This is a genomic window from Streptomyces hygroscopicus subsp. hygroscopicus, assembly GCF_001553455.1.
Taxonomy (GTDB): Bacteria; Actinomycetota; Actinomycetes; order Streptomycetales; family Streptomycetaceae; genus Streptomyces; species Streptomyces hygroscopicus.
The window spans coordinates 1-12,562 of record NZ_BBOX01000227.1 but is presented as its reverse complement, the minus strand read 5'-3'; the positions used below and the strand labels follow the sequence as shown (position 1 = coordinate 12,562).

13 protein-coding genes are annotated in these 12,562 nt (G+C 72.6%); 7 read left to right on the top strand and 6 right to left on the bottom strand.

Annotated elements, in window-relative coordinates; all coding sequences use genetic code 11:
* Positions 1 to 630 precede the first annotated feature (630 nt).
* Positions 631 to 1,830: a bifunctional adenosylcobinamide kinase/adenosylcobinamide-phosphate guanylyltransferase gene (locus tag AXW62_RS22990; protein WP_030838785.1), complete on the bottom strand. Its 1,200-nt coding sequence runs from the start codon at positions 1,828 to 1,830 to the stop codon at positions 631 to 633.
* A 141-nt stretch (positions 1,831 to 1,971) separates the two neighbouring features.
* Here AXW62_RS22990 and AXW62_RS22985 point away from each other — a divergent pair, with 141 nt between their 5' ends.
* Positions 1,972 to 2,175 (top strand): hypothetical protein, encoded by a 204-nt coding sequence (locus AXW62_RS22985; RefSeq protein ID WP_030838788.1) that lies wholly within the window; start codon positions 1,972 to 1,974, stop codon positions 2,173 to 2,175.
* Between the two features lie 574 nt (positions 2,176 to 2,749).
* Here the strand turns inward: AXW62_RS22985 and AXW62_RS22980 are convergent.
* Positions 2,750 to 3,460 carry a class I SAM-dependent methyltransferase gene (locus tag AXW62_RS22980; protein ID WP_060946178.1) on the bottom strand — a complete coding sequence of 237 codons (711 nt, stop codon included), beginning with the start codon at positions 3,458 to 3,460 and terminating at the stop codon, positions 2,750 to 2,752.
* A gap of 83 nt (positions 3,461 to 3,543) precedes the next feature.
* A complete protein-coding gene (locus AXW62_RS22975) occupies positions 3,544 to 4,140 on the bottom strand; it encodes a DUF3043 domain-containing protein (protein ID WP_030838795.1) in 597 nt (198 codons plus the stop codon).
* Positions 4,141 to 4,398: 258 nt separating this feature from the next.
* Here AXW62_RS22975 and AXW62_RS22970 point away from each other — a divergent pair, with 258 nt between their 5' ends.
* The 4 genes from AXW62_RS22970 (at position 4,399) to AXW62_RS22955 (ending at position 7,603) form a co-directional block, all read left to right on the top strand.
* Positions 4,399 to 5,184, top strand: coding sequence for a PspA/IM30 family protein (locus AXW62_RS22970; RefSeq protein ID WP_078962229.1), 786 nt, complete (start codon positions 4,399 to 4,401; stop codon positions 5,182 to 5,184).
* A gap of 40 nt (positions 5,185 to 5,224) precedes the next feature.
* Entirely contained in the window at positions 5,225 to 5,503 is a 279-nt protein-coding gene (gene pspAA, locus AXW62_RS22965; protein ID WP_030838811.1) for a PspA-associated protein PspAA, read from the top strand.
* Positions 5,504 to 5,627: 124 nt separating this feature from the next.
* Entirely contained in the window at positions 5,628 to 6,929 is a 1,302-nt protein-coding gene (locus tag AXW62_RS22960; protein WP_102885073.1) for a sensor histidine kinase, read from the top strand.
* Positions 6,926 to 7,603, top strand: a complete 678-nt coding sequence (locus tag AXW62_RS22955) for a response regulator (protein ID WP_030838817.1) — start codon at positions 6,926 to 6,928, stop codon at positions 7,601 to 7,603. Before AXW62_RS22960 ends, AXW62_RS22955 begins: the two co-directional genes overlap by 4 nt.
* Before the next feature lie 137 nt (positions 7,604 to 7,740).
* On the opposite strand, the gene nadA is transcribed toward AXW62_RS22955, so the two are convergent.
* A complete protein-coding gene (gene nadA, locus AXW62_RS22950) occupies positions 7,741 to 8,919 on the bottom strand; it encodes a quinolinate synthase NadA (RefSeq protein ID WP_060946176.1) in 1,179 nt (392 codons plus the stop codon).
* Positions 8,920 to 9,154: 235 nt separating this feature from the next.
* Between nadA and AXW62_RS22945 the strand changes: the two genes are divergently transcribed.
* Positions 9,155 to 9,508 (top strand): HesB/IscA family protein, encoded by a 354-nt coding sequence (locus tag AXW62_RS22945; protein WP_020871998.1) that lies wholly within the window; start codon positions 9,155 to 9,157, stop codon positions 9,506 to 9,508.
* A 78-nt stretch (positions 9,509 to 9,586) separates the two neighbouring features.
* On the opposite strand, the gene AXW62_RS22940 is transcribed toward AXW62_RS22945, so the two are convergent.
* Positions 9,587 to 11,083 (bottom strand): hypothetical protein, encoded by a 1,497-nt coding sequence (locus tag AXW62_RS22940; protein WP_060946175.1) that lies wholly within the window; start codon positions 11,081 to 11,083, stop codon positions 9,587 to 9,589.
* Positions 11,084 to 11,174: 91 nt separating this feature from the next.
* Entirely contained in the window at positions 11,175 to 11,399 is a 225-nt protein-coding gene (locus tag AXW62_RS22935; RefSeq protein ID WP_030838828.1) for a hypothetical protein, read from the bottom strand.
* Positions 11,400 to 11,565: 166 nt separating this feature from the next.
* Between AXW62_RS22935 and AXW62_RS22930 the strand changes: the two genes are divergently transcribed.
* Positions 11,566 to 12,540, top strand: coding sequence for a carbohydrate kinase family protein (locus AXW62_RS22930; protein WP_060946174.1), 975 nt, complete (start codon positions 11,566 to 11,568; stop codon positions 12,538 to 12,540).
* The last annotated feature ends 22 nt before the right edge of the window (positions 12,541 to 12,562 follow it).

Sequence of the window (12,562 nt, the reverse complement as noted above, 5' to 3'; positions counted from 1 at the left end):
AGGGACCTTGGCCGACGCCGCGAGAAGCCGCTACCGGCGGCCACTTCCACCGACCTGGCGCCCGGCGGCGGCGCCGCGCTCCCGCCCCCCTGCTCCGCTGCTCAATCGCGCCGAAGGCGCGAGACGAAAGCCGCACCCGACCGAGCCGAGCACCTCCGCGCCCCCGGGTCCCGATTCGTGTCACCCGGGACGCCCCTCCCGACCTGGTCGGACTGCTCCGGATACCCGGACTGCTCCGTATACCCGGACTCGCGGACCGCCATGAGGTTGGGTGTCACCCGGACACGCCGTGTCAGCCGGGACACCCCGCACACCCGGCCCCCGCACACCCGGCCCCAAGCCGGGACTCTGGCCCCCAAGCCGGGACCCTGGCCCCCGGACCGGGCCCCCGGCCCCCCGGCCCCCGGCCCTGGGTCGGCCCCCGGCCCGGGGCCCGGTCGGGCCGTCTCGGGCTCCGCACGGACCGCCGGACTGCGGCTCGGGCCACCGGGCCCCAGCCTCGATCCGGGTCAGCCCCTCTCAGGTCCGGTCCGGGTCAGCCCCTCGCGGGTCCGGTCCGGGCCAGCCCCTCACGGAGTCCGGTTCGGGTCAGCCCCTCGCAGGTCAGGACGCACAGGCTCCGGCTCACGGTCAGCCGCGCAGCGGCAGCGGCTGACCGGCCACGACCAGGAGCACATGCTCGCACTCGTCGGCGAACGCCGCGTTCAGTCGGCCCAGTTCATCGCGGAAGCGGCGGCCGGAGGCGGTCGCGGGGACGACACCCGAGCCGACCTCGTTGCTCACCGCCACCACCGTACGGCTGGTGGCGCGGACCGCCGCGACGAGGGCGGACACCCGCTCACGGAGGGCCTGTTCACCGCCGTGCGCCCAGGTGTCGTCGTCCCAGGCGCCCACGGAGTCCATCGCGTCGGTGAGCCACAGCGCCAGGCAGTCGATGAGCAGCGGCGGACCCTCCTCGGCGAGCAGCGGTGCCAGATCGCAGGTCTCGGTCGTGCGCCAGGACCCGGGGCGGCGCTCGCGGTGGGCCTTGACGCGGGCGGCCCACTCCGGGTCGCCGTCGCGGGTGCCGCCCGTGGCGACGTACAGCACGTCGGGGAACGCGGCCAGCCGCCGTTCCGCCTCGAGGGACTTGCCGGACCGGGCGCCGCCCAGCACCAGCGTGCGGCGCGGCAGGTCCGGCACCGCGTGGTACTCGCCGACGATCAGCGTCTGCCCGTCCGGCACCGCCCGCGCGCCCGCCGTCGCCAGCCGGCGGTGCAACTCCCGGCCGGGCGGGGCGGTGTGGTCCAGGTGCACGGCCAGGACGTCGGTGGTGGCGCCCACGGCGCCCGAGGCGCGGAGGGCGGCCAGAGCGTCGGGACGGCCCAGCACATCGAGCAGCGCCATGTCGTACGGCTCGGCCGGGTCCGGGAGACCGGCGGGGGCGCCGCCCGGCGGGAGGTACAGCAGCCGGGTGCCGTCGGGGCCGGTGACCTCGTAACCGGTGCCGGGGGAGTCCAGCGCGACCGCCCGCACCCGGTGGCCGCTGATCAGGGACAGCCGGCGGCCGTCCGGCACCCGCACGGGAGCCGGCAGCCCGGCCGGGAACTCGACGGCCGGGCCCGCGTGCGGATGCGAGAGCAGCACCTGGCGCACGCCGACCAGCGAGTAGCCGGCCCGTGCGGCGGCGAACGCGGCCCCCGGGGTGAGGTCGATCAGCAGCGCGCCGTCGACCAGCAGTGAGGTGGCGGCCCGCGCCTCCTCGCCGACGGCGGCGGCACAGGAGGCGCAGGGACAGCCGTGGCGCGGCAGCCCGTCGGGGGCTCCGGTGCCCAGAAGAGTGAGTTCCACGCCCTGATCGTCTCGCGTCCGGTCCCCCGGGTCGCGCGGGGCCACCCCGTACGGAGTGATCAGTCACTTAGGCTGCGGGCAGACATCAGCTGTGGGCCGGCGGGTATTACCTGTGGGCCGGCGGGATGGAGGAGGCTGGATATGGCGTGGACATGGCGGTTCGAGAAGTCCGACGGGACGGAGACGAAGCCCGCGGTACAGCCGGAGGAGTTCCCGACCCAGGGGGACGCGGAGTCGTGGATCGGTGAGGAGTGGCGGGCCCTCCTCGAAGGAGGGGCGGAACAGGTGACGCTCTTCGAGGACAGTACGAAGATCTACGGCCCGATGAGCCTGCGCGCCGAGTAGCACAACGGGCGCCGGACAAGAGGCACGCCCCAGCAAGAAGTGCGCTTCAGCAAGAGGGGCGTACCGGGGGTAAGAGGTGCGCGCGGGGCAAGACGTGGGTGCCGAATCGGACGCGTGCGCCGGGTCGGAGACGTGCGCCGAGCCGGCGTCAGCGCGGCGTGGCGCACGTGTCCGAACGGGACGTGCGCGCCGGTGCGCCGAGCAGGCGTGCGCGCCCGTGCGTACGGCAGGATGTGTGCACCCGTGCGCTGAGCAGGAAGTAAGCGCCGGTGCACCGAGCAGGATGTGCCTGCCCGTGCACTGAGCAAAACGTGCGCGCCCGTGCGTGCGCCGAGCAGCACCGCGGCTGAACATGCGCGCGGCCGATAGCGCCCGCGCTCGCGCCGATGCCCGTGCCGGACGCGGGCGCTACCGGGGTGGCGGTGTCCGCCGCCACCCCGCATGGGTGGTCGGCCGCGCACTCCGCACGCGCAGTCAGCCGTGCATCCCGCATGGGTGGTTGGCCGCGCACCCCGCACAGGCGGTCCGCCACGCATCCCGCACGTGCAAGCAGCCGCGCACCCCACACACGCAGTCAGCCACGCACCCCGCACAGGTGCAGCAGTGCCGCCACCGCACGGTACGGGTCGGTGCGGCCGGCCCGCTCCTCGGCCGCCAGCAGCCGCTCCCACTCCGGGGAGCCGGGCGGCTCCGCGTCGTCCGGGGCGAGGTCGGTGAAGACCCGCACCCCGTACCAGGCCCGGAGCGGCGCGCCGATCGCGGTGAGGGTCGAGGTCAGCTTCTCGCGCCGGTCGGCGCGTACCCGCAGCCCGAGCCGGTTGGAGTACGAGGGGGAGTCGAAGGCGGTCAGCGCCGTGTCCCAGTCCCCGGCCAGCCCCGGCCGCATCGCCAGCGCGTCGCCGTTGCGCACCAGCAGGGAGAGCAGACCGCCCGGGGCCAGCACCCGGGCGAGCCCGGCGAGCAGCGGATCCGGTTCGGGCACGTACATCAGCACCCCGTGGCACAGCACCACATCGAAGGTGCCCGGGAGGAAGTGCGCCCCGGTCTCCCGGCCGTCGCCCTCGATCAGGCGTACCCGTCCGCGGATGCCCTCGGGCTCGTCGGCGAGCGCGGTACGGGCCGTCTCCAGCATGGTGGCGTCCGACTCCAGACCGGTCACCTCATGGCCCGCGCGGGCCAGCCGCAGGGCCTGGGTGCCCTGGCCGACGCCCACGTCGAGCACCCGCAGCCGCTGTCCCACCGGGAAGCGGGCGGTGATCTGCTCATCCAGCTGGTGGGCGACCAGCGCCTGCCGGAGGGTGTTCCTCAGGGAGCCGAGGCGGCTCAGCCAGCCGCCCGCCCCGCCGGCGAAGCCGGAGGGTTGGCCGCTCAGGGCCGCTCTCCGCGCTTGACCTGCGGCTTGGGCAGCCGCAGCCGGCGCATCTGAAGGGTACGCATCAGGGCGTACGCCACCGCGCCGCGCCGGTTCTCGTCGGGGAAGCGCTGGCGCAGCTGACGCTTGAGCTGGAAGCCGGTGATGATCGAGTTGACCACGATCAGGACGATGACGACCATCCACAGCAGCAGCACATAGCTCTGCATGGTGCCGGCCCGGATCATGCTCAGGACCAGGATGACCACCGCGAGCGGCAGGAAGTACTCCGCGACCGAGAACCGCGAGTCCACGAAGTCGCGGGCGAAGCGCCGCACCGGGCCCTTGTCGCGGGCCGGCAGGTACCGCTCGTCGCCCCCGGCCAGCGCCTCGCGCTGCTTGGCCAGGTCGGCGCGGCGGGCCTCGCGCGCACGCTTCGTGGCCTCCTTGCGGTTGGCCGGCGTCTTCGCCAGGCTGCGGCGCTGCGCCTGGGCCTCGCTCCGCTTGGGAGTGGGGCGGCCCTTGGGCGCCTGCGGGTCACGGGGCTGCTGCGGCTGGTCCGCGGTCACCTTGGTGGTGGCGGCCTGCTCATCCTTGGAACGGCTTCGGAACACAAAGCCCAAGGGTACGGGTTGCGGGGTGTGCGCCCCAGCCTCAGGGGGAACGATCCGGCAACTTCGGTCCGGTTCGGTCCGGCCGTATCGGGACACAGGGTGCGCACTCCTCCTTTCGCCGGAGACGCGCGGCACCTGATCGTCCTGCAGGAGGAGCGCGAGCGGGTGCGAACAGTGCGGTAATGGAAGTGGGCCCCGTAGGCTGGGTCTATTGGAGTGCCGGAGCACACGTCCGTCAGAAGGGGGCGCGCGAGGCCCATGAGCGGTGTCATGAAGCGTATGGGAATGATTTTCCGCGCGAAGGCCAACAAGGCCCTGGACCGGGCCGAGGACCCGCGCGAGACCCTTGACTACTCGTACCAGAAGCAGCTTGAGCTGCTCCAGAAGGTACGGCGCGGTGTCGCGGACGTGGCGACCTCGCGCAAGCGCCTGGAGCTGCAGCTCAACCAGTTGCAGGGGCAGTCCGCCAAGCTGGAGGACCAGGGGCGCAAGGCGCTCGCGCTCGGCCGGGAGGACCTGGCCCGCGAGGCGCTGTCCCGGCGCGCCGCGCTGCAGCAGCAGGTCACCGATCTGGAGACCCAGCACCAGACGCTGCAGGGCGAGGAGGAGAAGCTGACCCTGGCCGCCCAGCGGCTCCAGGCCAAGGTCGATGCCTTCCGCACGCGCAAGGAGACCATCAAGGCCACCTACACGGCGGCCCAGGCGCAGACCCGGATCGGCGAGGCGTTCTCCGGCATCTCCGAGGAGATGGGCGACGTCGGCATGGCGATCCAGCGTGCCGAGGACAAGACCGCCCAGATGCAGGCGCGCGCCGGCGCGATCGACGAGCTGCTGGCCTCTGGCGCCCTCGACGACCAGTCCGGGATGGCCAAGGACGACATCGCGGCCGAGCTCGACCGGATCTCCGGCGGGACGGACGTGGAGCTGGAGCTGCAGCGGATGAAGGCCGAGCTGGCCGGCGGCAGCCCGCAGCAGGCGATCGAGGGCGGCAACCAGGAGCAGGGGCGGCAGTCCCAGACCCAGAACAAGTTCGACAAGCAGTAGCCCGCGCCCCCGCCTGGGCGAGGTCTCCAAGGAGGTCGTCATGATCGTACGGATCATGGGGGAGGGCCAGGTGCGGGTGGCGGACAGCCATCTGCCCGGACTGAACAGGCTGGACGACGAGCTGCTCACCGAGATCGAGGGTGGCGACCACGAGGGTTTCCGAAGGACGCTGGGCGCGTTGCTGGGCGCGGTGCGCTCGGCCGGTGAGCCGCTGCCCGACGACGAGCTCCAGCCGTCCGAGCTGATCCTCCCCGCCGCCGACGCGACCCTTGAGGAAGTCAAGGCGATGCTCAAGGACGACGGTCTCATTCCGGGCTAGTGCGGCGCACTCCCGGACCGCGGTCCCGCACTCCCGGACCGCGGTCCAGCACACGTCGTGCCCCCTTCCCCGGCCGGGCACGGGCCGCCCGGGAGGCCGGGCGGCCCCGCCGCGGCCCTTACCGTTGGATGCCGTGACTCCCCTCGCCGTCGGGCCGGGTCTGGCCCGTCCGCACCGCTGGCTGTGTGCCCACCCCCGTGCCCTGGACACCCTGGTGGCGACGGGGGTCCTGGCGATGATCCTGATCGGGGCGGTGGCCCGTCCGCATCTGCGTGCTCAGCCGCTGGGCCCGTTCTTCGTCGTACTGGCCGTGCTCGTCGCCGCCGCGCTGGTCTTCCGCCGCGATCTGCCGCGCTGGGTGCTCGCCTTCACCGTCGCCCTCACCCTCGTCGAGATCGTCACCAATGACGTGGGCCCGCCGCGTACCTCGATCGTGTTCGGGGTCGTGGTGGCGCTCTACACCGTCGCGGCGCGCACCGACCGCCCCACCACCTGGCGGCTCGGCGCCGCCACCGCCGCGCTGCTCACCGGGGCCGGGATGCTCTTCGGGCTCAATCCCTGGTACTCGCAGGAGAACTGGGGGCTCTTCGCCTGGACCGGGCTGGCCGCGGCCGTCGGCGACGCGGTGCGCAGCCGCCGCGCCTTTGTCGCCGCCATCGAGGAGCGGGCGGTGCGGGCCGAGCGGAGCCGTGAGGAGGAGGCGCGCCGCCGGGTCGCCGAGGAGCGGCTGCGGATCGCCCGTGAGCTGCACGATGTCGTGGCGCACCACATCGCGCTGGTCAACGTCCAGGCCGGGGTCGCCTCCCATGTCATGGACAGCCGCCCGGACCAGGCCAAGGAGGCGCTTGCCCACGTACGGCAGGCCAGCCGCTCGGCGCTGGACGAGCTGCGTGCCACGGTCGGTCTGCTGCGGCAGTACGGCGACCCCGCCGCCCCCACCGAACCGGCCCCCGGCCTCGCCGTCCTGGACCAGCTCGTGGACGGCTTCGTCCGGGCCGGGATGCGGGTGGAGGTCCGCACGGAGCCACCGGAGGCGCTGGGCCCGCTGCCGGGCTCGGTGGACCTCACGGCCTACCGGGTGGTCCAGGAGGCGCTGACCAATGTGCACAAGCACGCCGGGCCCGGGGCCACGGCCGGGATCCGCATCGCCCGCGCCGGTGGCGCCCTGGAGATCACGGTCGAGGACGACGGGGGGTCCGAGGGGCCCGGACAGCCCGAGGCGCCGGACGGCGGGGACGCGCCCGGGGACCCTCCGGCGGACGGTGCGGCACCCGGGGAGGAGCGGGGAGGCGGCGGGCACGGACTGCTCGGGATGCGTGAGCGGGTGAGCGCGCTGCGCGGCAGGTGCGAGGCGGGACCCCTGCCCGGGGGCGGCTTCCGGGTGCGGGTGACACTTCCTCTGCAGCTGCGTGGAGGGGATTCATGACGATCAAGGTGTTGCTCGCGGACGATCAGGCGCTGCTGCGCAGCGCGTTCCGCGTCCTGGTGGACTCCGAACCGGACATGGAGGTGGTGGGGGAGGCGTCCGACGGGGCGGAGGCGGTGGAGATCGCCCGTACGGAGGGCGCCGACGTCGTCCTGATGGACATCCGGATGCCCGGTACGGACGGACTGGCCGCGACCCGCATGATCACCGAGGATCCGCGGCTCGGGAACGTACGGGTGGTCATGCTGACCACCTTCGAGGTCGACGAGTACGTGGTGGACTCGCTGCGGGCGGGGGCCAGCGGCTTCCTCGGCAAGGGCGCCGAACCCGATGAGCTGCTCTCGGCGATCCGTATCGCGGCGGCCGGCGAGGCACTGCTGTCCCCGGCCGCGACCAAGGGGCTGATCGCCCGCTTCCTGGCCCAGAGCGACCGGGACGACCGGGAGGGCGGCTACGACTCCGCGCGGCTGGACGCCCTCACGGTCCGCGAGCGCGAGGTCCTGGTCCAGGTGGGCGGCGGGCTGTCCAACGACGAGATCGCCGCCCGGCTGGAGGTCAGCCCGCTCACGGTCAAGACGCATGTCAACCGCGCGATGGCCAAGCTGGGCGCCCGCGACCGCGCCCAGCTGGTGGTGATCGCCTACGAGACGGGGCTGGTCCGCGCGGGCCACTGAACGGAGGCCGCCGGGGCGCGGTCCGGTGCCCGGCCCGGCCGGGGAACAGCCGGGGCCGGGGAACGGATCGGACCGGGGAACGGCCCGGGCCGGGACGCGCCCATCGGGCGCGCCCCGGACGCCGGCCGGAGCCGGGGCTACGGCAGCGCCAGCATCCGCTCCAGGGCCAGCTTGGCGAAGTGCTCCGTCTCCTTGTCGACCTGGATGCGGTTGACCACCTTGCCGGCCACCAGCGACTCCAGCGCCCAGACCAGATGCGGCAGATCGATCCGGTTCATGGTCGAGCAGAAGCAGACCGTCTTGTCGAGGAAGACGACCTCCTTGCCCTGGCCGGCGAAACGATGGGCCAGGCGCCGCACGAGGTTCAGCTCCGTGCCGACCGCCCACTTCGAACCGGCCGGGGCGGCCTCCAGGGCCTTGATGATGTACTCGGTCGAGCCCACGTAGTCCGCCGCCGCCACGACCTCGTGCTTGCACTCGGGGTGCACCAGCACGTTCACGTCCGGTATCCGCTCGCGCACCTCGTTGACCGAGTCCAGCGAGAAGCGGCCGTGCACCGAGCAGTGGCCGCGCCACAGGATCATCGTCGCGGCGCGCAGCTGCTCGGGAGTGAGGCCGCCGTTCGGCTTGTGCGGGTTGTAGACGACGCAGTCCTCCAGCGACATGCCCAGGTCGCGGACCGCCGTATTGCGCCCCAGGTGCTGATCGGGCAGGAACAGCACCTTCTCGCCCTGCCGGAACGCCCACTCCAGGGCCCGCTGGGCATTGGACGAGGTGCAGATCGTGCCGCCGTGCCGACCGGTGAACGCCTTGATGTCGGCGGAGGAGTTCATGTACGAGACGGGCACCGTCACATCGGCCACGCCCGCCTCGGTCAGCACCTCCCAGCACTCGGCGACCTGCTCGGCCGTGGCCATGTCGGCCATCGAGCAGCCGGCCGCCAGATCGGGGAGGACGACCTGCTGGTCGTCGTTGGTCAGGATGTCGGCGGACTCGGCCATGAAGTGCACACCGCAGAAGACGATGTACTCGGCGTCCGGCCGGGCCGCCGCGTCCCGGGCGAGCTTGAAGGAGTCCCCGGTGACATCAGCGAACTCGATGACCTCGTCGCGCTGGTAGTGGTGGCCGAGGACGAAGACCTTGTCCCCGAGCTTCTCCTTGGCCGCGCGGGCGCGCGCCACCAGATCCGGGTCGGAGGGCGCCGGAAGGTCTCCCGGACACTCCACGCCGCGCTCGCTCCGCGGGTCGGCCTCCCGGCCGAGAAGCAGCAGGGCGAGCGGGGTCGGCTGCACGTCGAGGGGTTGGGCGGTGGTCACGTCACGCACCCTTCTTTCTTCGCTGGGAACCCTAATCGTCAGAATGACGTTATCTATCATAGCCGCTTCACGTCACTTTGACGATGGGCATTGTGTCGATGTGACGCATTCCGGTGCGCCGACCCGTGTGCGAGCATGAAGGACACAGGAGACAAGCGCTGAGCCCGGAATGAATCCGGGACGCCGTTGGTTAGTCACAACGGCAAGCAGTCCGTACGACCCGGGAGAGAAGCAGATGACCGTTCAGGACGAGACCACCGCGAGCGAGGGCATCATCCTGTCCGACGCCGCCGCGTCGAAGGTCAAGAGCCTGCTGGAGCAGGAGGGCCGCGACGACCTCGCGCTGCGCGTCGCCGTCCAGCCCGGCGGCTGCTCCGGCCTGCGCTACCAGCTCTTCTTCGACGAGCGCTCGCTCGACGGCGACGTCGTCAAGGACTTCGGCGGCGTCAAGGTTGTGACCGACCGCATGAGCGCCCCGTACCTGGGCGGTGCCTCGATCGACTTCGTCGACACCATCGAGAAGCAGGGCTTCACCATCGACAACCCGAACGCCACGGGCTCCTGCGCCTGCGGCGACTCCTTCAGCTGAGCCCCGGCACGGCGGGAAGCGGCGCAACGGGAAGGGGGCGGGCCCACGGGCCCGCCCCCTTCCGCGTGCCGCGCGGCGCTACTTCCGCCGCGGCACCGTCTCACCGGTGGACCCGTCCACCACCTTCCGGCCGTCCAGCGGCTCCTTCAGCGTCACCTTCGTCTCCATCTCCTTGGCGACGAGGATGCAGGCCCGGCCCGGATGGGTCGGCTTGCTCCTGAGCTCCAGCGTCACCCGCTCCGACGTCTCCTTCGCGGAGGCCGAGTAGGTGTTGCAGACACCACCCCAGAAGCGCACCGTCAGGGTCTTGCCGTCCACGCGGTACGAGCTGATGTCATCGGGCTTGGACGTCCCGTCCCCCTCGCCCGGCGGGGTGGACGGGGAGTGCCCCGGCTCCTCGGCCCTCTTGATGAACTCCGGCTTCACCGCGGGGTAGGGGACGGTGACCGCCACCCGGTTGGTCCCGGTCGGCTCGGTCTCGAAGATCCACGACGGCACCAGCGCCCGCCGGCCGTCGACCAGGTGGGAGGCGAGGCCGAAGGTCGCCTTGCGCACCGTCACCTTCCCGGAGCCGCCGTCCTTGGCCGCCGTGGTGGTGTTGAGCCGCCGCAGCGCCTGTTCCGCGCCGAGCAGCGGATAGCTGTCGCCCTTCTTGGGCATCGACAGCGTTCCGCTGCCGCCGACCAGCTGGCCGTCGGCGCCGACCTGGAGACTGGTCCCCCAGCCGTGGGTTGGCAGACCGCCCACCGTCGGGTCCGCGTTCACCATCCGCACGGCGCCGTAGCGGCTCCGCGCGTCGAGCTTCGCGTCCGGCAGTCCGAGCGCCTTCAGCACCGGCTCGGCGGCGCGCTCGGCCTTCTCCTCGGACACGGCCTTGTCGCCGCCCTCGTCCGCGCCGCCCTCGCCGCGCTTGTCGCCGTCGCGGTAGGAGGGGCAGCTCTTGTCGCCCTTACCGGCCCGATCGCCTCCGTCGGCCTGATCGCCCTTGTCGGTCCGCGCGCCCCGGTCCGGCGCCTTCCCGTCCGGGTGGACGCAGGACGTGCCGCCCGGCGCCCCGTAGCGCGCGTACGACCAGCTGCCCGGCCCGGTCCGGCTCACTCGCAGCGTCGGGCCGCCCGCGTCCTTGGTGCCGCCGACCTTCCAGTACCCGTGGTCGGCGCGGGGGCTGCCGGACACGTCCAGCGCCTTCGCCAGCCGCGCCACGTCGGCTTTGGTGACCTTCGGGTCGCTGAGATAGACCGGCGCCTCCTCGGGCCCGTCCGGCAGCTCACCCTTGATCACATAGCGCCCGCCGCGTGGATCGGGTTCACCGGGCGCGATGCCCTCGTTCCCGTCCCGCTCTCCGCTCGGGGAGGCGTAGGCGTCCAGCGCGAGGGGCTTCGGCGCTCCGTCCTCGCCCGCCGCGCCCGGCCCACGGGTGCCGCCGTCCGCCGCGGTGGAGGCCCAGTAGGCGCCGCCACCACCGGCTACCAGCACCGCGGCCGCCACTGAAACGACGGCCAGCGGCGTGCGCCGGCGCGGTCGGGGAGTGTCGTCGTCGGGGGTCTGCGGGGTGTCGGTGTCCTCGGTGCTCACCGTTTCGCTCCTTCGGCTCCGCTCACGTTCTACGGTCCCATCCCTCGCGAGGAGATGCCGATGAGACGGAGCCGCGGCGCGACCGGTTCCTTCAGTCTCCGTAATCCGACATACCGGCCAGCAGATCGGCCGACGCCGGGGGCACGGTGATCCCCCGGATACGGGAGGGGGAGACCGGGGAAACGGGCGCGGGCCCGGCCGGTACGGTGACCGCCCAGTGCGGGGCCATCCGCGCACCGTCGCCGCGCAGCTCCGGAAGGTGCTCGGGTTCGATGGCCCCGGTGGCGGGAAGGGCGGGGGCGAGGTGCTGAGGCATGCGGTCTCCCGGTCCGTGGGTCGCCGACACGTACCCCGCGTCGAGCGCCGTATGCGGCGAGGTACTGGCGAAAAAGCACTAGGGTCGTTTCTTCCGTTCGTATGGAACAGGAAGAAGCGGATAGCGTGAAGGGTCCGATCTCGCCGCCCTCGCAGGAGCGAATCCCGTGCGTATCGCCGTAACCGGCTCCATCGCCACCGACCATCTGATGACCTTCCCCGGCCGCTTCGCCGATCAGCTGGTCGCCGATCAGCTGCATACGGTCTCCCTCTCCTTCCTGGTCGACACCCTCGAAGTCCGCCGCGGCGGAGTCGCCCCGAACATCTGTTTCGGCATGGGCGCACTGGGCCTGAATCCGATCCTGGTCGGCGCGGCCGGTGAGGACTTCGCCGACTACCGCGCCTGGCTGGACCGGCACGGTGTGGACACCGCGTCCGTCCACATCTCCGAGGTCCAGCACACCGCGCGCTTCGTCTGCACCACGGACACCGACCACAACCAGATCGCCTCCTTCTACACCGGAGCCATGAGCGAGGCCCGCCAGATCGAGCTGCAGCCGATCGCGGAGCGGGTCGGCGGTCTCGACCTCGTCCTGATCAGCGCCGACGACCCGGAGGCGATGATCCGCCACACCGAGGAGTGCCGTTCGCGCGGCATCCCGTTCGCCGCCGACCCCTCCCAGCAGCTCGCCCGTATGGAGGGCGAGGACATCCGGCTGCTGATCGGCGGCGCCGAGTACCTCTTCACCAATGAGTACGAGGCCGCGCTGATCGAGACCAAGACCGGCTGGACCGCGGAGCAGATCCTCGCCAAGGTCGGCACCCGGGTCACCACGCTGGGGGCGCAGGGCGTGCGGATCGACCGCGAGGGCGAGGAGCCCATCGTCGTCGGCTGTGCGGAGGAGGAGCGGAAGGCCGATCCGACCGGCGTCGGCGATGCCTTCCGCGCGGGCTTCCTCGCCGGTCTGTCCTGGAAACTCCCGCTCGAGCGCGCCGCCCAGCTCGGCTGCATGCTGGCGACGCTGGTCATCGAGACGGTCGGCACCCAGGAGTACGAGCTGCGCCGGGGCCACTTCACCGAGCGCTTCGGCAAGGCGTACGGCCCCGAGGCGGCGAACGAGATCGCCCCCCACCTCCCCTGACCCCACGGGCCGCCCAGGGGCC